This window comes from Nitrospira sp. CR1.1, from assembly GCA_014055465.1.
In the GTDB taxonomy this organism is placed as follows: domain Bacteria; phylum Nitrospirota; class Nitrospiria; order Nitrospirales; family Nitrospiraceae; genus Nitrospira_A.
This window is the reverse complement of record WIAF01000001.1, coordinates 222,428-245,402: the sequence shown is the minus strand read 5'-3', so window position 1 is coordinate 245,402 and position 22,975 is coordinate 222,428. Positions and strand designations below refer to the sequence as shown.

At 60.6% G+C, this 22,975-nt stretch carries 24 protein-coding genes; 11 read left to right on the top strand and 13 right to left on the bottom strand.

Going from position 1 to position 22,975, the window contains the following annotated elements:
* Positions 1–75: 75 nt before the first annotated feature.
* The 7 genes from GDA65_01145 to acsA form a co-directional block, all read right to left on the bottom strand.
* On the bottom strand, positions 76–549 hold the full coding sequence (locus GDA65_01145; GenBank protein MBA5861305.1) for an Hsp20 family protein: 474 nt from the start codon (positions 547–549) through the stop codon (positions 76–78).
* 530 nt (positions 550–1,079) lie between these two features.
* Entirely contained in the window at positions 1,080–1,760 is a 681-nt protein-coding gene (locus tag GDA65_01140; GenBank protein MBA5861304.1) for a hypothetical protein, read from the bottom strand.
* Positions 1,757–2,014, bottom strand: a complete 258-nt coding sequence (locus tag GDA65_01135; protein MBA5861303.1) for an acyl carrier protein — start codon at positions 2,012–2,014, stop codon at positions 1,757–1,759. The genes GDA65_01140 and GDA65_01135 overlap by 4 nt, the downstream gene beginning before the upstream one ends.
* On the bottom strand, positions 2,011–3,186 hold the full coding sequence (locus GDA65_01130; GenBank protein ID MBA5861302.1) for a 2-oxo acid dehydrogenase subunit E2: 1,176 nt from the start codon (positions 3,184–3,186) through the stop codon (positions 2,011–2,013). Before GDA65_01130 ends, GDA65_01135 begins: the two co-directional genes overlap by 4 nt.
* Positions 3,187–3,274: 88 nt before the next feature.
* Entirely contained in the window at positions 3,275–4,246 is a 972-nt protein-coding gene (locus tag GDA65_01125) for an alpha-ketoacid dehydrogenase subunit beta (protein MBA5861301.1), read from the bottom strand.
* A 47-nt stretch (positions 4,247–4,293) separates the two neighbouring features.
* Entirely contained in the window at positions 4,294–5,292 is a 999-nt protein-coding gene (gene pdhA, locus GDA65_01120) for a pyruvate dehydrogenase (acetyl-transferring) E1 component subunit alpha (GenBank protein ID MBA5861300.1), read from the bottom strand.
* Positions 5,289–7,055, bottom strand: a complete 1,767-nt coding sequence (acsA, locus tag GDA65_01115) for an acetate--CoA ligase (protein MBA5861299.1) — start codon at positions 7,053–7,055, stop codon at positions 5,289–5,291. Before acsA ends, pdhA begins: the two co-directional genes overlap by 4 nt.
* A gap of 367 nt (positions 7,056–7,422) precedes the next feature.
* Here acsA and GDA65_01110 point away from each other — a divergent pair, with 367 nt between their 5' ends.
* From GDA65_01110 to GDA65_01095, 4 genes are all read left to right on the top strand, one after another.
* Positions 7,423–7,650: a hypothetical protein gene (locus tag GDA65_01110; GenBank protein MBA5861298.1), complete on the top strand. Its 228-nt coding sequence runs from the start codon at positions 7,423–7,425 to the stop codon at positions 7,648–7,650.
* Positions 7,651–7,733: 83 nt separating this feature from the next.
* The gene (gene polX / locus GDA65_01105) at positions 7,734–9,464 is read left to right on the top strand and encodes a DNA polymerase/3'-5' exonuclease PolX (protein ID MBA5861297.1); all 1,731 of its coding nucleotides are present in this window, start codon (positions 7,734–7,736) and stop codon (positions 9,462–9,464) included.
* A gap of 64 nt (positions 9,465–9,528) precedes the next feature.
* On the top strand, positions 9,529–10,884 hold the full coding sequence (locus GDA65_01100) for a malate dehydrogenase (protein ID MBA5861296.1): 1,356 nt from the start codon (positions 9,529–9,531) through the stop codon (positions 10,882–10,884).
* Between the two features lie 585 nt (positions 10,885–11,469).
* Complete coding sequence (locus tag GDA65_01095; GenBank protein MBA5861295.1) at positions 11,470–11,862, top strand: hypothetical protein; 393 nt, start codon at positions 11,470–11,472, stop codon at positions 11,860–11,862.
* 98 nt (positions 11,863–11,960) lie between these two features.
* On the opposite strand, the gene GDA65_01090 is transcribed toward GDA65_01095, so the two are convergent.
* A complete protein-coding gene (locus GDA65_01090) occupies positions 11,961–12,584 on the bottom strand; it encodes an ABC transporter substrate-binding protein (GenBank protein MBA5861294.1) in 624 nt (207 codons plus the stop codon).
* Between the two features lie 810 nt (positions 12,585–13,394).
* Between GDA65_01090 and GDA65_01085 the strand changes: the two genes are divergently transcribed.
* From GDA65_01085 to GDA65_01075, 3 genes are all read left to right on the top strand, one after another.
* The gene (locus tag GDA65_01085) at positions 13,395–14,330 is read left to right on the top strand and encodes a diaminopimelate dehydrogenase (GenBank protein MBA5861293.1); all 936 of its coding nucleotides are present in this window, start codon (positions 13,395–13,397) and stop codon (positions 14,328–14,330) included.
* Positions 14,331–14,383: 53 nt separating this feature from the next.
* Positions 14,384–14,848 (top strand): YbhB/YbcL family Raf kinase inhibitor-like protein, encoded by a 465-nt coding sequence (locus GDA65_01080; protein MBA5861292.1) that lies wholly within the window; start codon positions 14,384–14,386, stop codon positions 14,846–14,848.
* Positions 14,849–15,105: 257 nt separating this feature from the next.
* Positions 15,106–16,095 (top strand): CapA family protein, encoded by a 990-nt coding sequence (locus tag GDA65_01075; protein MBA5861291.1) that lies wholly within the window; start codon positions 15,106–15,108, stop codon positions 16,093–16,095.
* 78 nt (positions 16,096–16,173) lie between these two features.
* Here GDA65_01075 and GDA65_01070 read toward each other — a convergent pair whose 3' ends face one another.
* A complete protein-coding gene (locus tag GDA65_01070; protein ID MBA5861290.1) occupies positions 16,174–16,611 on the bottom strand; it encodes a c-type cytochrome in 438 nt (145 codons plus the stop codon).
* Positions 16,612–16,852: 241 nt separating this feature from the next.
* Here GDA65_01070 and GDA65_01065 point away from each other — a divergent pair, with 241 nt between their 5' ends.
* Complete coding sequence (locus GDA65_01065) at positions 16,853–17,248, top strand: hypothetical protein (protein ID MBA5861289.1); 396 nt, start codon at positions 16,853–16,855, stop codon at positions 17,246–17,248.
* Between the two features lie 280 nt (positions 17,249–17,528).
* Here GDA65_01065 and GDA65_01060 read toward each other — a convergent pair whose 3' ends face one another.
* Complete coding sequence (locus tag GDA65_01060; protein MBA5861288.1) at positions 17,529–17,801, bottom strand: hypothetical protein; 273 nt, start codon at positions 17,799–17,801, stop codon at positions 17,529–17,531.
* Positions 17,802–18,347: 546 nt separating this feature from the next.
* On the opposite strand from GDA65_01060, the gene GDA65_01055 reads away from it, so the two are divergent.
* Complete coding sequence (locus GDA65_01055; protein ID MBA5861287.1) at positions 18,348–18,992, top strand: DUF2238 domain-containing protein; 645 nt, start codon at positions 18,348–18,350, stop codon at positions 18,990–18,992.
* Between the two features lie 10 nt (positions 18,993–19,002).
* Positions 19,003–19,683 (top strand): DUF2238 domain-containing protein, encoded by a 681-nt coding sequence (locus tag GDA65_01050; protein MBA5861286.1) that lies wholly within the window; start codon positions 19,003–19,005, stop codon positions 19,681–19,683.
* Positions 19,684–19,737: 54 nt separating this feature from the next.
* Here the strand turns inward: GDA65_01050 and GDA65_01045 are convergent, their stop codons facing one another.
* Positions 19,738–20,484 (bottom strand): CBS domain-containing protein, encoded by a 747-nt coding sequence (locus GDA65_01045; GenBank protein MBA5861285.1) that lies wholly within the window; start codon positions 20,482–20,484, stop codon positions 19,738–19,740.
* A gap of 85 nt (positions 20,485–20,569) precedes the next feature.
* Here GDA65_01045 and GDA65_01040 point away from each other — a divergent pair, with 85 nt between their 5' ends.
* Positions 20,570–20,788: a hypothetical protein gene (locus GDA65_01040; GenBank protein ID MBA5861284.1), complete on the top strand. Its 219-nt coding sequence runs from the start codon at positions 20,570–20,572 to the stop codon at positions 20,786–20,788.
* Positions 20,789–21,198: 410 nt separating this feature from the next.
* Here the strand turns inward: GDA65_01040 and GDA65_01035 are convergent, their stop codons facing one another.
* Together GDA65_01035 and GDA65_01030 are read right to left on the bottom strand one after the other, a co-directional pair.
* Entirely contained in the window at positions 21,199–22,113 is a 915-nt protein-coding gene (locus tag GDA65_01035) for a hypothetical protein (protein ID MBA5861283.1), read from the bottom strand.
* Positions 22,114–22,133: 20 nt separating this feature from the next.
* A complete protein-coding gene (locus GDA65_01030) occupies positions 22,134–22,898 on the bottom strand; it encodes a hypothetical protein (protein ID MBA5861282.1) in 765 nt (254 codons plus the stop codon).
* Positions 22,899–22,975: the final 77 nt, after the last annotated feature.

The window sequence follows — 22,975 nt, the reverse complement described above, 5'->3', positions numbered from 1 at the left end:
ATTGTCCGGGTGCCAATGCATTTCCCAGGGAATATCCAGATAGCGAGGATGTTTGAACACGGGCGCTCCTTTCGGTTAGGAGACCTTCACCTCGATCGATTTCGCTTTGACCTGTTCCGATTTCGGCAGATGCACTTTGAGGATGCCTTCTTTGTATTCCGCGGCGACCTTGCTGCCGTCGGCATCTTCCGGGAGCGTGAAGCTCCGCAGGAAACTCCCGTACGCGCGCTCGACGCGATGATACTTCTTGCCCTTCTCTTCCTTCTCGTATTTGCGCTCGCCGGAGATGGCTAGCACATTGTCCTGCACCGTCAGTTTCACGTCTTCTTTTTTGATCTCCGGCAACTCCGCCTTAATCAGGTATTCCTTCTCGTCTTCGGTGATGTCGACCAGGGGAGACCATTCCGCGACTGCAATGGCTTCCTGCTGGCCGTCTGCCTTCGCCGGCGTCCGGCCCCACATGGCGGAGAGGCGTTTCTCGACATCTTCCAACTCTCTCCAGGGATTGAACTGTGTGCGAAATGGTTCCCAGCGGGTGAGTCCACTCATGGTCGTCTCTCCTTTCTCTGTTCTGCAGGTGTCCTCTCAGGGTTCAGCCGGCTGCGTGCCTGTTTCGAAGTATTGCAGGCTCGATGCCAGGAAACATCGTGGAACGTCTTGTCCTCTGGAGCCGCGAAGTTCATTCGCCTGGCGGAGAGGCGTGTCGGATCGTCATCTCAGTGGGGCGATACGGGGCAGCGTGGTGGTGCGGCATTGGTGCCAATTACCTCATTGATTTCAAGCCGGCCGTGCTTACTCGATACATGAAGGGAGGTGGAGCCGGGATAAGGTCGACATCCCCGCTTCCGTGCAGCGAAGAGTTGGTTCGGGGGTTGCGCCTGTGGCGGTTTCGGGATCAGTTCTGAAGGGACGCGCTTCCATCTCGGTGCCAGTATGAGGCACGGCTCTAAGGGAGCCCGATGAACGGGAGGCGCGGGACATCCGGTGTGAGCGTTGTGCCGGGGTGTCCGGATGGATCTCGCTCGGTCGGCAGGTCTGATCTCCACACGGAAGCGGGTTTTTTCTTGTCGTGTCGCCGGCTAGAAAAGAAAAGCCTTCCGCAGTTTAAGCAGAAAGGCATCGGCGAGATCCGGGCGCGCCTGTTGTGTACAGGTGCGAAGGCGGCGTGCGGCTTCCTCGCTCCAATATTCTCCGAGATCGATGACCTCGCCGGGGCGGTACTGTCCGGCTTTGATCCGACGGACTGCTTCACCCACGGGGGTTTCCGAGATCCTGATGCTGAAGCTGCCCCGTTCCAGTAATTCACAGAGGTTAAACAGTACCCGCACGTAGGCGGCGGCGTATTTCGCCGGCCGGCCATCTTTTTTCTCCAGCATCTTCTTGCGCTGGTTCTCGCAGTAGTTGAGAAACGACTCATAGGCGGTGTCTGCGGACCAGAGACGGGGGAAGAGCCCCCGCAGCTCTGTGCCCCAATCATCCATTGTCACCACCGGCGCGACCAGCGTCTCCAGCACCAACGGGTGGCCCTGTAACGCGAGTTGGAGAAAGTGCCCGATTTCCCAGGCGGTCTCGTCGTCTTCCTCCTTCATCATCCTCGTGCCTTGGTATTTGAAACCGACTCGGAATAATTCGGCGGTAGGCAGCACGAAGACGCTGCGAAAATCCTTGTCGCTGTCCGGTCCGGCCAGGCCGTGCGCGTGCGAGCCGACGACGACTTTCAAAATGCAGGAATCGGCTGGCGACGGTCGTGCGTCTGTCATGATCGGGCGGCTGAGAGTTGAGCGAGACAGCCGTTCAAGGTCATGTATTTGGGATAATCGGTTTCAGGGATCTCAAGGTGGAATGCCTTGTGGATGGCCACCACGAAGTTGAGGAAGTCCATCGAGTCGAGGTCGAGCTGGTCTCGAAAACTGACCTCGGGGTTGATCGAGGCCAGATCGGCTTCGGGGGCAATCTCGCCCAGGAGGCGTAGGATCTGTTCTCGATTGTCAGCGTCCGATGGGGTGGTCGTCATAGCGATTGGGGCTCCTGTAATAGGCGATCGATTTCCGCCAGAAACAATCCTCCGCGATGGCCGTCGCTGACACGATGGTCGGCGGACAAGGAGGCGGTCACGACCGGCCGCGGGACGATCCGCCCGTCGGCCACCCACGGCCGTTCAACCACCTTGCCGAATCCCACCAAGGCCACCTGCGGAGGATAAATGACTCCGAACACGGTTTCCACTCCTTGTTCGCCCAGGCTGGTGACGGTGATGGTCGGGTCCGACAGTTCTGAACTCCGTAACGAACCGGCGCGGGCCCGTTTCACGAGGTCCTGGAACCGTTGCATCAAGTCGCCGAGACTCGCGCGGTCGGCGTCGTGCAAGGCCGGCGCAACGAGGCCACCCTGGCGCAGGGAAATGGCCGTGCCGATATGAATCCGGTTAGTCCTGCCTGCGTCGCCGTCCTTCCACAGCGCATTTAACTCGGGAACCTGACGCAGCGCGAGGGCCACCGCTTTGATCAACAGGACGCCATAGAGGAGACGTTCCGTCACTGGACGTTGTTCATTTGCCTGCTTCAGCCACGCGAGCGCGCGGCCCATGTCGATCGTTGTGCTCAGATAATAATGGGGAATCTCGCGTTTGGAGCGAGCCATGGCTGCCGCGATGGTCTGCCGCATACGCGCCTGGCGATCGGCGGGACTGACTGGTTTTACGATGTCCGATGTGACGGCGGTGGCTCGTTCGATATCCTCCAGCGTAACGGCCCTCTCCGGACCGGTTCCCTGCAGGCCTGTCGGATCAAACCCTCGCTCGGTGGCCAGCTTTCGGGCTGCGGGAGAGATGCGCAGGCGGCTGCCAGGAGACGGTGAGGGCGCGGCCTTGGCGCCGGGCGGGAGAACTGGCTGAGGGGCCGCCGGCTGCGGCGCGATCTGTTGTGGTTGTGATACTGCGGCCGCAGCCTGCCCTTCTTCACGAATCACCGCCATGACCGTGCCGACTGGTACTTGGTCTCCGGGCTTGGTCAGCAACTGTTCGATGATCCCGTTGGCATGGCATTCGACCTCGATAGCGGCCTTTTCCGTATCGACCTCCGCGATGATGTCTCCCTTCGTGATCCGGTCTCCGATCTGTTTTTTCCACTGCACCAAGGTCCCCTCGGTCATGTCCGCGCCAAGGGTGGGCATGACGAATTCAGCCATGAGCAAGCCTCCGTGAAACGTGAAGCGCGAAGGGTGAAATGTGAAAGGGAACAGGCGGTGAGTGATGAAGAAACAGCCAAGCCATCGATTATCCCAGCAGCCTGCGAACCGCCTGCACGATTTTCTCCACCGTCGGCAGCGCCGCCTCCTCCAGATGTTTCGGATAGGGAATCGGAACCTCCTCGCTGCACACCCGCGCGACCGGCGCGTCCAAGTCGTAAAAGGCTTGTTCCATGATCACGGCGGAGACTTCCGCGGCGAAACTTCCGGTGCGCCAGGCTTCGTCGATCACGACGGCCCGGTGCGTTTTGCGGACCGATGTCAGAAGGCCGTTACGATCGAGCGGGCGCAAGACCCGTAGATCTACCACCTCGGCGTCGATGCCATCCTGCGCCAGTTGTGTTGCGGCTGCCAACGCCTTCCAGAGGCTGCCGCCGAAGGTGAGCAGACTGACATCTTTGCCGACTCGACGGATTGCCGCATGCGAGATCTCCACCGCAAGCGGTCCCTCTTCCACAGGCCCTTCCATGGGATACAGATAGGCGTGTTCGAAGATGAAGACCGGATCCGGTTGTTCGAGAGCGGTGAGCAGCATTCCGCGCGCATCGGTGACGGTTGCGGGTGTCAGGACAGTAATGCCGGGAATATGCGCGTACCAACCTTCCAGGCTATGCGAATGTTGCGCGGCCACTTGGCGGCCGGCGCCGGTGGCCATGCGGACGACGAGCGGCACGCTGAATTGTCCGCCCGACATATGCCGGAGCGTGGCGGCATTGTTCATGATTTGATCCAGCGCCAGCAGGCTGAAGTTGACGGTCATGACCTCCACGATCGGGCGCATGCCGCCGAGCGCCGCGCCGATGCCCGCGCCGACGAAGGTGCTCTCTGACAGCGGCGTGTCTCGAATCCGTTCAGGGCCGAACTCATCGAGAAACCCTTTGCTGCAGGCATAGGTGCCGCCGTACTTGCCGACGTCTTCCCCCATGAGGAATACGCGAGGATCGCGCTGCAAGGCCTCCCGCATGCCGCTCCGTACCGCTTCCCTGTAGGTGATAGTCATGACATCCAACGATAGACGCACAGTATTCAGCGATCAGCAGTTAGCCATCAGCCAGAAGGTGAACGCTGATCGTCGAGCATAGGGCTGTACACATCCTTGGTGAGATCTTCGAGCGGCTCCCATGGTCCGGCCTCCGCGAAGGCCACGGCGTCGGCGACCTCGGCGGCAATCGACGCGTCCAGGTTGTCCCAATCCTCATCGTGCAAAAGCTTGGCGGCGCGTAGTGATTGTTGGAATGTGACAATCGGGTCGCGCTGTTTCCATTCGCTCACTTCGTCCTTGGTGCGATAGAGTTCGGCGTCATACATGGAATGGGCGCGGAAGCGGTAGGTGCGGCACTCCAGAAAGTAGGGGCCATGGCCTTGTCGCACGAACTCGACCGCGAGGCGTGTGGCCACGTCGACGGCCAGGACATCCATGCCGTCGACGGTGTGAGCCGTCAGCGCATAAGCTCTCGCTTTTTCCGCGATGTCCGGTTGCGATTGGTGGCGGGCCAGCGCGGTGCCCATGGCGTACAGATTATTCTCGCAAACGAACAGCACCGGCAGGTTCCATAGGGCGGCGAGGTTCAAGGATTCGTGAAATTCGCCTTCGGCCACGGCGCCGTCGCCGAAATAGCAGGCGGTGACGCGTGCGCGGCCTTGCAGCTTGTCGGCGAGCGCCAACCCCACCGCCACCGGCAACCCGCCGCCGACGATCGCGAGCCCGCCGTAGAAGCGGCGTGAGGCGTCGAAGAAGTGCATGGAACCTCCGCGCCCGCGCGCGCAGCCTGTCGTCTTGCCGAACAACTCGGCCATCAACGATCTCATCGAGGCGCCGCGGACGAGCGCGTGGCCATGTTCACGATAGGTGGCGACGATGGCATCTTCGCTCGCCAGGGCGGGAATGGAGCCGGCGGCCACAGCTTCTTCCCCGATGTACAGGTGAAGAAACCCGTGGATCTTTCCGAGTTGGTAGAGTTCCGCCGCCCGCTCTTCGAACCGGCGGATTCGCACCATCTGCCGGAGCAACTCCAAACCCTGTTCGCGAGTCATCGACACCGTCATGAGCCGCTCTCCAGCGTCGAGGTGTCTCCTTCCGGCAAGCCGAGTTCGCGCGCCTTCAAGAGCCGCCGCATAATCTTGCCGCTTCGCGTTTTCGGCAGGGTCGGCAGAAACGCGATCTCTTTCGGGGCTACCACCGCGCCGAGGCGGGCTCGCGCAAAGCCGAGCAATTCGCGTCTGAGCGCCTCGTCCGGCTCGTAGCCGTCTTTCAGCGAGACAAAGGCTTTCACGAGTTCCATGGCGACGGGGTCCGGTTTGCCGATCACCGCGGCTTCCGCCACGGCCTTGTGCTCGATGAGCACACTTTCCACTTCAAAGGGACCGATGAGATGCCCCGAGGTCTTGATCACGTCATCCGCGCGGCCCACGAACCAGAAATAGCCGTCCTTATCCTGCCTGGCGACGTCGCCGGTCAAATACCAGCCGCCAGTAAAACATTTGCGGTACCGTTCCGGTTCATTCCAATAGCCGCGGAACATCGAAGGCCAACCGGGCCGCAGCGCCAGTTCCCCCTGTTGGCCAGGCTCAGTGATCGGCTCCACCTCTCCCGAATCGGTTGTTCTCACGATGCCGGCTTCGATGCCTGGCAAGGGACGACCCATGGAACCGGGGCGAACATCCATGGCCGCATAGTTGGCGATCATGATGCCGCCGGTTTCGGTCTGCCACCAGTTGTCGTGAAACGGGCGGCCGAACGCCTGTTCTCCCCACACGACCGCTTCGGGGTTCAGGGGTTCTCCCACGCTGGCGAGAAAGCGCAGTGTTCCCACGTGATACTGTCTGGCGAGGGACAAGCCGGTTTTCATCATCATGCGAATGGCGGTCGGCGCCGTATACCAGACCGTGACAGCCTGGTCTTGCACAATTCCGTACCACCGTTCGGCGTCGAACTCGGCTTCGTCTACGATGCTGGTCAAGCCGTTGGTGAGGGGCGCGATGATGCCGTAGGAGGTGCCGGTAACCCAGCCGGGGTCCGCCGTGCACCAGAAGATGTCGCCGGGATGAAAGTCGAGGGCTAGCTTCCCTGTGATGTGGTGAGCCACCACCGCTCCATGCACGTGAATTGCGCCTTTGGGTGTTCCAGTTGTCCCGCTGGTGAAATGCAGGAGCGCCGGATCTTCGGGATCGGTCGTTCCGATCCGATAGTTGCCCGAGGCCTGCTGAATAAGCTGATGGAAGTTGTGCGTGCCTGCCCGCGGCATCGCCGGCTGCTCGTCGCCGATCAGCAATACATGTTCAAGGTTGGGCAGGGCCTCTCGAATGGCAGCCACTTTTCGTTGATAGAGCGATGCCGTGGTCACGAGCACCTTGGCCTGTCCGATGGTCAGCCTCGCGCGAATCGGTTCCGGCCCGAAGGCGGAGAAGAGCGGGCAGAAGATCGCACGGTGTTTCAGGGCGCCCAGTGCGGTGATGTACAGCTCAGGGATGCGTCCGGCGAGCGCAAAGACCCGGTCGCCTTTGACGATGCCGATCGCCTGGAGCACGTTGGCGAAGCGGTTCGTCAGATCCTCTAGTCGCCGGTAAGAATAGTCGTCGACCGTTCCGTCTTTTCCCAACCACCGGATGGCCGTCCGTTGCGCCAGTGGTCCGGCCGCATGACGGGTGACGGCTTCATGGGCGATGTTCAGGCCCTGTTCCGCCGGAAGCCCATCCAGCTCGGCCCGTGCCTGGTCCCATGAAAAGGTTCTGCGCACAGCCTCATAATCGTGGAGATTGGGGATGACGTCCCAATCTCGTCTCGACTTGATAATCGGGTTCCAGGGCATTGGACGGCTCACATTCGAGCAGATGTTCTGCAAGGCATAGACCACTATGAAAGCGAAGGGAAAGAAGAATGCGCGGCTGGATGGGATGGTCTCCCTGCCGTCGATGACGAATGGACGAGCCGGTAGCTGTAGCATTTGTCGTCAGTGACAGGAGGAGAGCCGTGGACAATCGCGCCAAGCCAAGCAAGGACTTGCCGGAAACGGCCGTGCTCGGATTGATCAAGCAGGAAACAGCCAGAATTCTTTTTCGTACGTCCGACTCACATGAGGGCAGACAGCATGACCATTTCACGGACAGGTTGATGCTATAGGGTGACGTGCTCCACGGGTGTTGGTCGAGATCAATGCCCTCGTTGCGGAGGGTTTCATGGTGCCTGATGAGATTCGCGAAGTCAGGCAAATGGGATGGCGCTGCGTCATGTACGGCGAGCACATCGATCCGCTCATTCTCGAATATCGGCGGAAGATGCGCACGCCGGAAGGGGCTCGGGAGGTCATGGCGAAGAGTGAAACGGCCGGGTTGAATTCGTCTGGTGTGTGCAGCGCCCGGCACTCCATCCATCCGGAGATCCTCATCCGTCACTCTCCGCACTGATACCGCTCGGGCCTGCTCATTGCTTACGGCATACAGATTGTCGGACCCGAGCGTCCTGGTCACACCTGCAAAGGCCTGGGAACATGACGGTGCACAATGCCGATGTCGCGGCGATCTTTGAGGAGATGGCCGACCTGCTTGAAATCGAAGGCGCGAATCCGTTCCGTGTCCGGGCCTACCGTTTTGCTGCCAGAACGATCCGCGATCTGTCCGGCGAGGTGGCGGACATGGTGGCGCAGGGTGAAGACCTCACCGGCCTCCCCGGCATCGGCGACGATTTGGCGGGAAAAATCCAAGAAATCGTCAAGACCGGCACGGCGTCCGCCCTGGAGGCGCAACGCAAAAAGATTCCAGCCACACTGACGGAGTTATTGCGCATTCCCGGGCTTGGCCCCAAACGCGTTCAGGCGCTTGCCCGCCATCTCCACATACGCAGCCTGTCCGATTTACAGCGGGCGGCGCAGGAGGGGCGTGTGCGTACCCTCTCTGGATTCGGGGAGAAAACCGAGCGGCATATCCTCGATGCCCTGGCCGCGCGGACGGGAGAAGAATCCCGCATGCAACTGGCCGTCGCCATGCGCTATGCCGAGGCGCTGTTGGCGTATCTGCGACTGTCTCCCGGCGTGGGTCGCGTCATGGTGGCTGGGAGTTATCGGCGCGCGAGGGAAACCATCGGCGATCTTGATCTCCTCGTGACGGCGCGCGCAGGGCGGGGCATCACGGATCGGTTTGTCCGCTACCCGGAAGTTCAGGAGGTGCTGGCCCAGGGTGAGACGAAGGCCAGTGTCCGCCTTCAGAGTCACTTGCAGGTGGATGTGCGGGTGGTCCCCGAAGAGAGTTATGGCGCGGCCTTGCTGTATTTCACTGGCAGCAAACATCACAACGTTGTGCTGCGGCAGTTGGCCCAGGAGCGCGGCTTAAAGCTGAATGAATATGGCGTGTTTCGTGGAGACCAGCGTGTCGCCGGAGAGACGGAGGAATCGGTCTATGCCGCCCTCGGTCTCCCCTGGATTCCCCCGGAGCTACGAGAGAACCGGGGTGAGTTCGAAGCGGCAAAAGAAGGCCGCCTTCCGAAGCTCGTGGAACTGAGCGATCTGGTGGGGGACCTGCACGCCCATACGACCGCGACGGATGGCCGGCACAGTCTCAAAGAAATGGCGGAGGCCGCCCGGCTCCGTGGACTGCAGTATCTGGCCATCACCGACCATTCCCGCCGGTTAACGATGGCCAGGGGGCTCGATTCTACACGGTTGTTGGCACAGATCGACGAAATCGACAGGCTGAACGAAAGTCTCACCGGAATTCGATTGGTGAAGGGAATTGAGGTGGACATCCTCGATGACGGCGCGCTCGATTTACCGGACGAGGTGCTCGGCCGCCTGGACCTGGTGGTCGGCGCAGTCCATAGCCGCTTCAATCTCTCCCGGCAGAAGCAAACCGACCGTATCCTGAAAGCCATGGGCCATTCGCATTTTTCCATTCTGGCCCATCCCAGCGGCCGCCTCATTGGCCGCCGTGATCCCTATGACGTGGACATGTCGCGCATCATCCGGAAAGCCCGGGAGCGCGGTTGCTTCCTTGAGGTGAACGCCCATCCTGAGCGGTTGGACCTGACGGACATCCATTGCCAGATGGCGCGAGAAGAGGGCGTGCTGCTGGCCGTGAGCAGCGATGCGCATAGCACGGCGGATCTCGAAAACGGCAGATACGGTATCGCGCAGGCCCGGCGGGGCTGGCTTCGAAAGGCCGACGTGGTCAATACGAGATCCTATGCGGAGGTAAAAAAGCTGTTGAAGCGGACCATGGAACCTTGAAGACGAGCCGGTCGCTGTTGGCCTGTTGATCGTGCGGTAGGGATGAGGCTGGAGGAGGAAGACGATGACAGAGCGAGCCGAACTGTTGGCGAAGGCGTCGAAACCGGCGGAAGAGGCGTTGCGCCTGCACGCCTACTACAAGGGGAAGATGCAGACGATGCCCAAGTGCGCCATCCGAAGCCTGGAGGATTTTTCCGTCTGGTACACGCCCGGGGTGGCGGCGCCGTGCAAGGCCATTCAGGCCGACCCGGATCTGATCTATGAGTATACGAACAAGGGGAACATGATCGCTGTGGTGTCTGATGGGACGCGTGTCCTGGGGCTGGGCGACATCGGCCCGGGAGCCGGATTGCCGGTCATGGAAGGCAAGGCGATGTTGTTCAAATATCTGGGCGGGGTCGATGCCGTCCCGATCTGTCTCGACACGAAAGATCCCGAAGAATTGATCCGGACCGTCCGTTTGCTCAGTCCGTCGTTCGGCGCCATTAACCTGGAAGATATTGCGATGCCCAAGTGTTTCCGGATTCTGCGCGAGCTGCAAGCCACCAGCACAATTCCCGTCTGGCACGATGACCAGCAGGGAACAGGAACGGTTCTGCTGGCTGCCATGATCAATGCGCTGACGGTTGTCGGGAAAGAGATGGCCCGGGTGCGGATCGCTATGATCGGCATGGGGGCGGCCAATGTTCCGACCTATCGATTCCTGACCGCCTCTGGGGCCGATCCCGCCCGTATCGTGGCCTGTGATGCGGGAGGGATTCTTGGGACTTTCCGCCGCGAGTACGAGCTGGATCCGGCCTTCAGTGAACAATGGAAGGTCTGTGAGCAGACCAATCCCGATGGCCTGCGCGGCGGGATCGCGGAGGCCTTGCGGGGAGCGGATGTCGGCGTGGCCTTTTCGGCGGGCGGCATTATCAAGCCGGAATGGGTGCAGGGCATGGCGCGGGATGCGGTTGTGTTCGCCTGCGCCAATCCGGTCCCCGAGATCTGGCCCTGGGAGGCGAAAGAAGCAGGGGCGCGTATCGTCGCGACGGGGCGGAGCGATTTTCCCAACCAGGTGAATAACTCGCTCGTGTTCCCCGGCATCTTTCGCGGCGTGCTCGATGTGCGGGCACAGGCCATTACCGATGAGATGGCGATTGCGGCTGCCCATGAACTGGCGCTCTGCGCCAGGGAGCGCGGCATCCATGAGGAAAGTATTCTGCCGACGATGGAGGAGTGGCAGGTGCCGATACGGGTGGCGGTGGCCACCGCCACCAAGGCGCAGGAACAGGGGCTGGCGAGAGTGGGACGAACCCGCGATCAGGTTCATATCCTGGCGGAGTCGAAAGTGCGCGCGGCGCATGACGCGATGCGCGTGTTGCTCCGCGAGGGGCTCATCGTGGCTCCCTCGGCCGTGGCTCCGGGTAATCGGTTATGAAAACACTTCTGCGGCTAGTACCGCCCGGGGAAATAGGGCGGGAACAAAACAGCAGAGCGGAGGTTGGTTCAGAGAGCGTCCGTCAACTCTGGAGGTCTTGGAGGAGCTTCAGGCTTCCCACTTCGCACCTGCGGGCCTGCTCACCACCCCTGCGCTCGACCTCGGTATCCGCCGCTGTTCCTCTCACCGAAGCCTCCGCTCACTTTCAAGATAACGTCGGTTCAGCAGTGGTCAAGCGGTTCATCCCTCAAGGCGCAGGGCCAGGCGAGAGAAGAAATCCTGCTCTGTAGCGGAATAGGGCAGCGGCATATCCGCGAGCGGGCGCCCGGTTTTTCTCTCCGGTTGCAAACCCCTTGTTTCCTCGTCTGTTCTTCATGTCTGTAAGTCACCTCGTCTCTCCCTCTGCGATGCCGATCCTGGCACAGCCTATGCTGCATTCCTTGGATGGCAGGCAACACCCAGGCTCCCGATCGGCGAGCGCCGGTGATGCGATGGGGGTTGCTCGCGATGAATCCGGGTCCTCGGAGCAAGCCGGAGAAAGCTGAAGGAGGTTGTTGACTTTGGGGCCGACGCGAGGGGGAGATCATGCGAATCATTGAAGGTATGAAGTGGATGGCGGCATCGTTCGTGTTGCTGACGATCGTCACCATCATGCCCGGCGTTGTTCGTGTCGCCGGTGCTGGAGAGCATGATTGGCTCGATGCGATGATGCAGGCGGTACTGGTTGAGCAGGCGAAGGAGGAGGGAGAGGGAGACCGCTTTACACCCTATGTCGTGCAGCTGTCGACTGTGCGCACGCACTTGCGCAACGGCGAGGGCGAAGCGGTGTACCAGACTATGAACCGGTTCATGGAGATGCTCCAGGCGCGAGAGGCGGGCATTTCGCAGGAGGCGGCGGATCGGCTGTTCGACTACTGTTACGTGGTGACGCCGGCCCGGTATCACGATGTGTCCCGGCATCTTCATCGGCTGAGTTGACTCAGGCCGCGGAACCCGCCGGCCAGGGCAGCTGCTGCCGCTGGGGGGAATGGTCATGTGGATTCTCTGTGCCTGAAGGGATGAGAGGAGGCGGCTGCTCAGTTCTTGGCCGTATCTTTCGTGGGGCGCTCCCGCAGGCGGCGCAGCAGGTCCTGAAACGACGACTCCGCCATGATTTTTGTGAACTGACTGCGGTAGTTCATGACGAGACTGACCCCATCGACGATGACGTCATAGGCATACCAGGCGCCGGCCTTGTTGGTAAGACGGTAGTCCATCGGGAAGTCGAGTTTGTCGGACACCAGCCTGGTGCGGACTTCCGCATACCCGTTGGCCGTTCGCTCGGAGAGATAGACGACCCGCTCGCCGGCATACCCTTCGATCCGTGCCGCATATTGATCCGAGAGAAATGCCTTGAAGAGTTGCACGAATTCCTGCCGGTCTTGATCGTTGAGCGCCTTCCACCGGGCGGCCAGAGTCCGTTTGGACATCTCTTCGTAATCGAACCGCTCCGCGATCACCTGTTCAAGCAGGCGACGCCGTTGTTTCGCTTGTGTCGCCGGTTTCAATAGTGGATCGTCGACAATATGAAACACGGCATCGAGCGTGGCGCGCACGACAGCCGTGGGAGACTCCTGTCCGGTGGCCGGAGATGCTGCGCCCGGAAAGAGCAGTCCGGCCGGCAGCAGGACATAAGCCGTGATGATCCGGAGCCAATGCAGTGTGCGTCGCACCCTCTACCTCGCCTGCGGGAATAGCAGCCACGCTTCGCTCATCGCGTCGGATCCCTCCTCAGCGCTCTGGTGAGAGGCCCCGGATACCACGCTCACCTCGGCTCCAGTCACTCCTGTCAACAGCAAGTCGCATACCTTCGGACAGCGCTAGCCTGCGCTATCGTGGTGCAAGCCCGCTCATCGATGGGACAGTTCCACCCGTGGGGCACTAGCAGGCTGCGGGAAAACTCATTTTTGCACGCTACGCCGCGATCAGCTCAGGTGTGTTGGTATCAGGATAGTACGCAGGATGCGCAAAAAGGCCATCCAGCAAGGCCGCAGCGAGTGAAGCGGCGAATCGTACTCTTGTCGTACGTTGAGCCGCTGAACGATGCGAGAACGCCGCTGGTGGACTTTTTCCGCATCCTGCTAGAGACCTTGAGGCGGATGCCCCACTGACGCGGATCTGCTGGTGCGAATAGGGGCAACAGGAGCGGCGTCATTCGCTGAGTCGTCCCGCTGCCAGCTGCCCTTGTGTCGTGTAAGCAATGGCTGGTCCTGTCCTACTCCGTGCGGGCTGCGGAAATCCGCTACAAGCCTGTTGGTAGTGATGCTGCGAAAGGGCACAGGCAAGAATCGCCAGGCAGTGGGCCCGCCTCGAGCTGTCGCGCATCCTAATCGTCACTCTCCTTCCGATATCAGTGAGTTTATTCGGGAAACTGCCGGACGGGTTCCTCGCAACCCGGGCATGACGGGCAGGCATTGCGATTGCTCCATCAGTGGGATCGCTTGCGTGAAGTCGAGTCGGAGGAATCGCGCGTGGTCGCACGGACAAAGCGGCATGGTGAGGAAGGTCTGCTGCTTGGTGTGGTGGGATTCGGGCGGGTGGGCAGGGCCTGTGCGGACGCCGTGCTCGACGCGAAGGATCTGAGCTTAGCGGCGATCGTGCGACAGATCGACCATGTCGCGCAGCCGTTGCCTGGGGCCTACAGCAAGGCGCCGGTAATTTCTCACACTGCGCAGGCGCCAGGAATGGATGGCGCGCTCCTTTGCGTGCCGACCGCGCAGGTGTTCGAGGCCGCGCATGACTGCCTGCAGCATGGAGTCCCTATCGTCGAATCGTCCATCCTGCACGGAGAGGCGGTTCAGGCTCACCGCGAGGCGATTCATCGGCTCGCCGTTCGATTTGATGTACCGGCCATTGTCGGCGCCGGGTGGGATCCGGGGGCGTTGTCTCTCGTCCGTTCCCTATTTGGTTTGTTGGTGCCGGAAGGGGAACTGGAGACCAGGCATCGTGTCGCGGCCAGCCTGCATCATACGGCGATGGCGCGTCAGGTGACGGGTGTGACGGAAGCGCTCTGTACGGAGCAGGTCGCCGCTGACGGAACGAGGCAGCGGTATGTCTATGTCCAAGTGGAGCCGGGCGTGGACATGGCGCACGTGGCCGCGGCCATTCGGGCCGATCCGCTCTTTCTCCACGACGAGACGTTGGTCTTTCCGGTCGACCGTGTTGCTGCGTTGGAGCAGGAAGGCCGTGGCGTCGTGCTGGAGCGACGGAGCGGGCCGGGGAGCAAGGGGCATCAGCGGCTGTTGTTCGAAGCGCGGTTTGACGAGGCGATAATGACGGCGCGCCTCATGGTGGCGGCTGCTCGGGCATTACCGGGCCTGAGTTCCGGGGCCCATGCGCTCCTGGATCTGCCGTTGAGTGCCTTGTGGGGAGAGCAGGCATTCGATGCGGAACGGACCTGGGCATAATCCGCTACGTCGCCATCTCCTGCTGAGAAGAACGGTGAAATGGAGGAGCGACCATGCCGCCGTTTGAACTGACCGCGGGAACGTTCAGGGAAGGGGAGTCGATTCCGAAACAGCACACCTGCGAGGGCGAGGATCGTTCGCCGCCGTTGCGCTGGGACCATCCGCCAGCGGGTACCCGCAGCTTTGTCCTCATCGCGGACGATCCCGACGCGCCAGGCGGCATCTGGGTGCATTGGGTCCTCTTCAACATTCCTATCGATGTGCGCGGGCTGGCCGAGGGACTGCCCTTGCAGGAGAGGTTGCCGAATGATGCGCATCAGGGCCTGAACGACTTCCATCGGGTTGGCTATGGCGGACCCTGTCCGCCACCCGGAACACCTCACCGCTATTATTTCACGCTGTATGCGCTGGATCGTGAATTGCCGCTCAAACCAAAAGCGACAAAGGCTCAGGTTGTGGAGGCGATGAAGGGGCATGTGCTGGCTGAAGCTCAATTGATGGGGCGGTTCGCGCGGTAGCAGGATGCGGAAAAAGTCCGCGGCCGGCGTTCTGGTGGTACTCAGAGGCTCACCGTACGGTGTGAAATACGATTCGCCTCTTCGCTTGCTGCGGCCTTTCTGCGCATCCTGCGGATGACTGCTAAACCAGTACGGTACAGGAGTGAGTGTAGCGTATTGCGCAACAATTGAGTTTTTCCGCAGCATGTGAGGCCAAGGGCCGATCCGGCGACGGCCTCCGCGACCGTGGGGATGCGAGCGATCGAGCTAGAGGAACGATGCAAGTTGCACTAACCGGCGATGTCATGCTCGGACGCCTGGTGAATGACTTAGTGATTGAGAACCGCACGGTGCGTCCCGAGGCCCTGTGGGGCGACATGCTCCCTGTAATGCGGCGTGCTGACTGCCGCCTGATCAATTTGGAATGTGTGATCAGTGATCGGGGTGCGCCGTGGCACCCGGCGACAAAAGCCTTTCATTTTCGCGCCAGGCCTCGGGCGGTGGACGTCTTGCGAGCAGCCGGGATTGACGGGGTCATGCTGGCCAACAACCATGTGCTTGATTATGGTCAGGAGGCGTTTCTGGATTGCCTGAGGCGGCTCGATGAAGCCGGTCTCACCCGCGCAGGGGCCGGGGCGAGTTTGGAAGAGGCGCTTGCTCCGGCGGTGTTCAGTCTTGGGGAACGGTCCATGGCCCTTGTGGCGTTGACGGACAATGAGCCGGAGTGGGAAGCGACGCACAATAAGCCCGGCATCAATTATGTCGCCTACAATGATCGCGGCGTACTGCCCAACTACCGGGCTCGCATGGCGCGGGCGCTTTCCTTGGCGCGAAGGCAGGCGGACCTGGTGCTGGTCAGCGCGCATGTGGGACCCAATTGGGGGGCGCCGTCACGCGCGATGCGGGCGCTGGCGCATGAATTGATCGAGATGGGCGCGGACCTCTACTGGGGACATTCCAATCACACCCCGCAAGGAATCGAATGGTATCAAGGCAAAGCCATTCTCTATTCGACCGGCGACTTCGTTGATGACTACATGGTGGACAGCGCTGAGCGCAACGATCTGTCCTTCCTGTTTCTCCTGGAGGTCGAGCGGACCCGTATCCGGCAGATCCTTCTCCTCCCGGTCCGGATCGAGCATTGTCGAGTCAGGCGGGCCAATGAACGGGAGCAGACCGTTCTTGCGCGGACGATGCAGGCCAAGTGCGCGACATTCGGGACAGCTGTTTTGTTTCGAGAAGGGATCGGCACGGTGACGATTGAATGATGAAGAGCGATACCGCAAGCCTGTTGAAGCTGGAGCTGACCAGCGCGAGCGGTGCGGGTGACGCGACGGAGAGAATGGTCAGTACGGGCTCTTGCCGGGAGCCGTGGCGCTCTGCCTGAGGGCTGCAAGATAGGCAACGATGTCGGAGATGTCCTGATCGTTCAGGGTCGAATCGGGGAACATGCCGCTCCCCGGATGGCCTTCTCGAATCGCGCGAAACCGAGCCTTGTTGTCTTTCAGCTTCTGCGACGCACGATTGCGGAGATCCGGCGCCGAAGCGGCGTGCTTCGCAATCACCGCCCGGGTGTCGGGTGCGAGAGACGGTTTCTTGTCGATCACTCCATCGATGCCGTGACAATAATGACAAATGCCTTTGCCGTTAAAGAGTCCTTGTCCTCGCGCGGCATCACCCTTCGTTGCGGGGCCTGTGCCGCCCGGGTCAGCCGGAGCCGGGCTTGCCGCTGTCGACAGGAGGAGCGTCAGGATCAATCCAAAAACAAAGCCTCGTGTTCGCATCGCGTGGTGTCCTGAGAAAAGAATCACGGCTAGACCCAGTATGCCGCGGCGAGGTCGGGAACACAATGCCGTTGATTGGCCTACAACTCCCCATGTCCCCGGACGTCTGATCTGTCAGCGTTCATCCTTCGCCGAATGCCCTGGTATAATGGGACACCATCCCGTAGTCCATGTTGGCGCATGTTGATCCTGTTGGTGACGGACCGCAGGACGAACAGGACTCATGAAGAGGAGGAACGACGTGATGAAAACAAGACAAGATGCATCGACGTCCGCCGGGAACGCGAAACGCAACGCGACCGCTAGCCCGTTGGCCCGCAAGGCCTTGGCGGCGAAACAGCGACAGAAGAAAGACGATGTGACGGCAGCGATGGAGTTCTCTCAACGGAAAGGCGCAGGGGAGAGCTCGCCGAAGATTTCTGCCGCGTTGGTTCGGACCGTTGAGGCGGCGAAGCTCCGCCATAAAAAGGCGGCGATTACGGCGGCCATGGAAGAATCGCAGCGCGCTGCCGATATGCCGCGTAAGCCGAGGTCATCGAAGGCCTTGGAGCGAACGGTGGCAGAAAGCGAGCGTCTACGCGCCAAGGCGGCAATCACGGCGGCTCTGAGCGAATCACAGCGCCGTTCTGCGTCCTGACGATGAGAGAAAGACGTCGTTGGCCGGTTGTGTCTGAGGAGACGGTGACGTCGTGAGAGAGGTGGCAGCGGTGAGCGCTCTTCTGTTCGATATGTTCGCCTGCGCCTATTCCGCTGAGACGGCGCGGCCAATCCCATGAGCGGCGCCGTAACAACATTTGTTCAGGGCGGGATCAGCAGCCAGCAGGCCAAACCACAGGCAATGCACAGTCTCTAGCAGGCTGCGGAAAACCTCATTTTTTGCACGCTACGCCGCGATCAGCTCACGTGGCGTGTTGGTATCAGTATAGTCGGCAGGATGCGCAGAAAGGCCATCCAGCAAGGCCGCAGCGAGTGAAGCGGCGAATCGTACTCTTGTCGTACGTTGAGCCGCTGAACGATGCGAGAACGCCGCTGGTGGACTTTTTCCGCATCCTGCTAGATATAGAGGCGCCGAACGCAATGATCCCACGGATTGTGTCAGTAAATGTCTGGCCTGCAGATGCGGGAAATTCGTCGTGTGAAGTCTTGATAAATCTGGTAGGGTTGGGGCGCATTCGCTTGGGTTGTGACATAGTCCGCCGCGATCCGGGGAGGTCTCTATGCGTAGTCCTCAACTTGATCCGACCACGGCACCGACACTCGCCTGCCTCCACAGGCGACTCATCGATCGTATCCGTTCCGAGCACGACGAGGACCCTCCTCGCTACCGATGTCTCGAATGCGGGGCCGTCATTGAAGACGAGGAACCTCAGGCCCGGCCTTCCACCTAATCCACCGCTTTTGCCGTCCGTAGCCTGCTCTGCTGCGGAACTCCGGTCTTCACCGATTGGATTGCCTGCTCGGCCTGTTCATACCGCAACATCCTGGCGATCGCTTCACCCATGCCCTTCTCCGCCATTTCAACAAGACCGTTTGTGTAGAGGTTTCCGGCTGAACTGATCTGTTGTGAGGTCTGATGTGCGCGATGCGGTTCCCTCAATGTGTGGCGGGGAGCCGCAGTGGAGACATCGCGCTCCGAGGCTGGCGGTTGCAGGAAGGGGGATCATCCAGTAGAGTAATTCAATCCCTTCGTCCGTCTGATCGGAAGCAATCTCTCCAGTACCCTCTTACAAGGAGTCATGCAGGTGAGCCGCAACAAACTGGTCTCGAGCGGGCTGCTCCTCTGGTATCTGGCGGTGTCGGTCTGGATGGCGCAGGCTCCGGTCGATCCCCAATTCTGGTTGCTGGCGAGCATTCTTCCGGCCCTCTTCGTCGTCCTCCTGGTGGTGACGCACCGGTTTCTTCCCCTCTCGCATACCTCCTATGCGCTCATCACGGCCTTCCTCACCTTGCATACGATCGGTGTGCACTATACGTATGCCGAGGTGCCGGTCGGGTTGTGGATGGACAAGGTGTTGCATCTCGGGCGCAATCATTTTGATCGCATCGTGCATTTCAGTTTCGGGTTCTTGCTCGCCTATCCGATGGAGGAGTTGTTCCGTTTGAGTGCAACGATTCGGGGATGGGTGGTGTATTATTTGCCCGTCATGACGGTGCTCGGTCTGAGCGGACTCTGGGAAATTATTGAATCCTGGGTGGCTCGCGCAGTGCATCCTGAACTGGGCGTGACGTATTTAGGTTCGCAGGGTGATATCTGGGATGCGCAAAAGGATATGGCCGCCGCGCTCTATGGCGCCCTCCTGTCTATGACGGTGCTGTTGGTCGTGCGCGCGCTTCGAGGGGCGGAGACCGCGCTGGAGTCCGAGGCGGCGTTTTCAGAGTAGCCTGCAGGACATGCTGGGAGCAACCATTCCGCAACGGGGCAATGCGCAGGCGGCTCATCGCCGGATCACGGCGGGGCTGTTGTGTGGTTATGGCGCAATCTGGATCTGGCTGGCCATCAACCCGGTCAATCGCCATGATTGGTTTCTGGAAAATCTCCTGGCCGTCGGACTGGTGGCGGTCCTGGTTCTGACCTACCGCCGGTTCTCGTTTTCTCTCACCTCCTACTCACTCATTGCCGCATTCATGGTGCTCCACGCCATCGGCGCACACTACACCTATTCAGAGGTGCCGTTCGGTTTTTGGCTCAAGGACATGGGGGGATTGAGCCGGAACCCGTTCGATAGAATCGTCCACTTTGCCTATGGTCTCCTGCTGGTCTATCCCATGCGGGAATTGTTGGTGCGTCTGGCGGGATTGCAGGGGGCTTGGGCTTATGCAATGCCGGTCAGCAGCATTCTCGCGCAGAGCGGGTTCTTTGAAGTGATTGAAGCGATCGTGGCGATGATCGTCAGTCCGGAATTGGGCAGTATGTATCTTGGGACCCAGGGCGACGAGTGGGATGCGCAGAAGGACATGGCCGCGGCCTTTGCCGGTGCCGTCCTGACCATGCTCTTGACGGCGGGAATGTTCACCCGTTGCCACCCGCAGGAGGAACGGTCGCACCGCGCTGCGCCGGGCGTAGTTCAGTAAGATTTCTGCGCGTGGAGCATCATGCCGCTCGGAGGCCTCTGTCGCAGGGCGCTGCTACGGCCAGTAGATCGCCCGGGCTTTCACGTAAGCAAAGACAACATCACGCCGTGCGACCATCCCGACCAGTTTTTGCGCCTTCACGACCGGAACGCGGATGAGGTGCCGCTCTTGCAGCAGGTGAATCAGATTCATGAGCGGTGTGTCTTCAGTGGTGGTGACCACCTCTCTGGTCATAATGTCCGACACGGGAACCGTTCGGAGATCTCTTCCCTGCTCGACGGCTTTCAGCAAATCAAACTCCGTGACGAGCCCGCGCAAGGTCCCATCTCCCTCAACCACCGGCAAGCTTCCAAAGGCATGCTCGCTTAAAAGCTCCGCAACAACCATGGCGCTCGATGCCGGATGAGTCGTGACGACGGCATCCTCCATGATTTGTCTTACGATCAGCGTGTTCGGATCACAGCCTCGAACGAAATATTCTGTTGCCCTCATAGGATCCTCCTTCTTTTGCTCTGTTGGAGTGAAGCAGGACGCCAGGATTCGACGCACTCTCCTGGAAACGGAGAGGAGCAAGCCCGATGCCCTGGTCGTTCTCCCCACCGTCGCCAAAAACGCAGGAATAAGCCGGTGTTCCGGTATTGCCGCTACTCCGGCTGTGGACATTCGCGCCAGGTCAAAGTCTTCGAACTGCGGAAAATATCCGCAGTTCTGCTTCGCCATTGGCCGGTGATGGAACAATTCTGTCTGATTCGCTCCTTCCGCAATGCGTGGGTGCTGGCATGTCTGTTGCGCGTATGTCATGAGGTAGCGAAGAGGTTCGGAGCATCCGCTTGCGGGGGAACAAGCGTGAAGCGGAGCAGAATCCTGGGATCGACGAGGAGGACGGATGATGCCAATCACCGCCAGTGTCGTGTTGAGTGTCGTGGCAGGGCTATTCTTCTCCGTTGCCGCTTGCGCGCCGCCGACACCGAAGATTCAACAGGGGCCGGCCGCAGTCCCGCCGCGCATCGAGCAAAGACCTCAGGGCCCTGCTCACGAGGTAGACCAGTCATTTCGCCCGATGGTTCGAGAGGAGGGCGTCACAACGCCGACTCGTCATGGGTGAGCGCAGTCCCATTAGGCAGGGACATCCTGCCGGAGGGCTGGTCATGGTTCCCACGCCGTGGCCGACGAATATGCGAAGGGTTGCGAAGCCGGCGGCCGCGCCGTCAAGGCGGGTTGAGGTGGCGATAATGGAGTTTTCTGTCCGGAGGACAAAAGAGGAGGTTGCGATAGGGCGACCCCCGGATTTCACCAGGCAGGCGCAGTGGCACCTCGCGCATAGTCTCTAGCCCGCCTTATTCAAGAGCACCTCTGCTGCCATCGCCGATGTACTGCTACGACGGGCTTTCGGCCGGCTGGCTCGCCCCCGGCTCTCACCGTCACCTAAGGCATCATTGGAGGGCGAGCGGGGGAGTGTTGCGGGACTTCGTCGAGGTCGCAGCGGCAACCATCTCATCGCATGGGAGAAATCTGTTACGGGGTGTACAGCAATTTCCGGCACTCGGCCAGAATGTAGACCGGCCGCGTGTCGTTGCCTGTATTATCCGGGTTGTGCCCGATGGCCATACCGGTGATGACCATGCCCGGGGGACATGTCCAATAATCGACTCTGATCATGCCGCCCAATCCAAACGCATCCGGGACTTTATCGCTGAGCGTGAAGCCGTCGACTTGCCGACCGTTGATTCCGGCAGCCTGAATCGCCGCGGCATCGGTGAGTTCCAGGGCGAGTTGTAACAGGCTCTTCGTACTGGTGAGGCGGTTGCCGACTTCGAAGATTCCGAAGGTGAGGTATCGGCTGGCCGCCGTGGTTTCGTACAGTGTGCCCTCCCGGTCATAGTTGAAGAGAAAATCCGATTTCTGAGCGGTTCCAACCATGTTCCCGTCCGGCGCCATGTCGCGGCAGGAGAACCGGAACGATTCCCATGTCCGATTGTTAATTTCCTTGATCGAGACGCCGGAAACCACGCCGTTGGGGAAGAGATCGAGACAGGAGATGAAGCGGCTTTCCACAACCTTGTCCTTGAGGTAATCGAGGTCGTTGCAGGCCACCCACACCGATCCCACCGGTCCCTTGATGGGTAAATGTTTCGGCACACAGCCGGCGACCACGAAGGTGCGACCGTCGTTGGAGGTGTATTGCTTGTCCTTCGCGTCCAGCGGGCTCTTGTCCACATAGTAGCCCTGCTGGGTATGGATCGTGGCGGTTACGTCAGACCCGGCCTGCGCCCAAAACCCTTCTGAGAGCGTCAACTCCTGCGGGTGGTCGTAGTAGCGAACGGCGCCCTCCTTGATCACCTGGTTCAACGTCACTCCGGTGGTGGCCGCCGCTGGATGGGCCAGCGCCGCCAGTAGTATCGCACTTGCTACTGTGGTGAGTCGCGTCATGGATACGTCCTCTCTCTGAATCAGTGCGAATCGATCGCGCGTACCTGTCCTTGCATCTGGTGGGACGACCGGTCCTGCTCCAAGCGGTGAAGCTGTGCTTGCAGTGTCGCGATGGTACGGTGTTGCTCGATCGCATGCAGCGTCAGTTCTTCGATTTTTCGGAGAAGTTTCGCCTGCATGTCACCAAGGTTGATGCCGGTTTCCGCCACGTCTTCGGCGCTCGGCATCTCCGGCAAGTGATGATGGTCGCGGATATAGGTTGCCACTTCAGGAAGGGCGGCGAGTCGGTAGTCCGGTTGAAAGACAGAGTCCGCCCAATCCTTGATGAGCTTGATGCGGACTTCCTCGGCAAGCACCTTCCCTCCCACCACCAATCGATAATCGGTCGGCAGCCGTTCGGTCACGCTGTTGACCCCGACGGCGATCCCGCGCCCGACAGCTAGGTCGAAGACGCCATCCGGCACCAGGGAAGTTCTGGTGGCCGCGCCGCCGATATAGACTCGTTTCGTGTCGGCCTGGAGAACCGTGGCTGTCGCGTCTCTAAAGGTTGAACGGAGGCTGAGGAGAATGTCTTCATCGCCGGAGAGGGGGCGCTGTATCTCGAGTAGCGGCTTCTTGCTTCCGCCCGCCGTTGGTTCGAATCCTAACGCCACGCTGCCCGGTCGCCAAATGGCTCCCGTCGGAGTGTGCGGTCCGTTCCATTGTTCGGCCTGGACGGCCGCGGCCATCGTGCCGAGCAGCAAGACGGTCATCATGGCGGCCTTCACGTGGATATACGTAGTCATGTCAATGTCCCCCTTGCCTGATGGTCAAATGTGCGGATGTACCGTCACTCTGTAGCAAGGAGCTTGCCTTCCCGTCG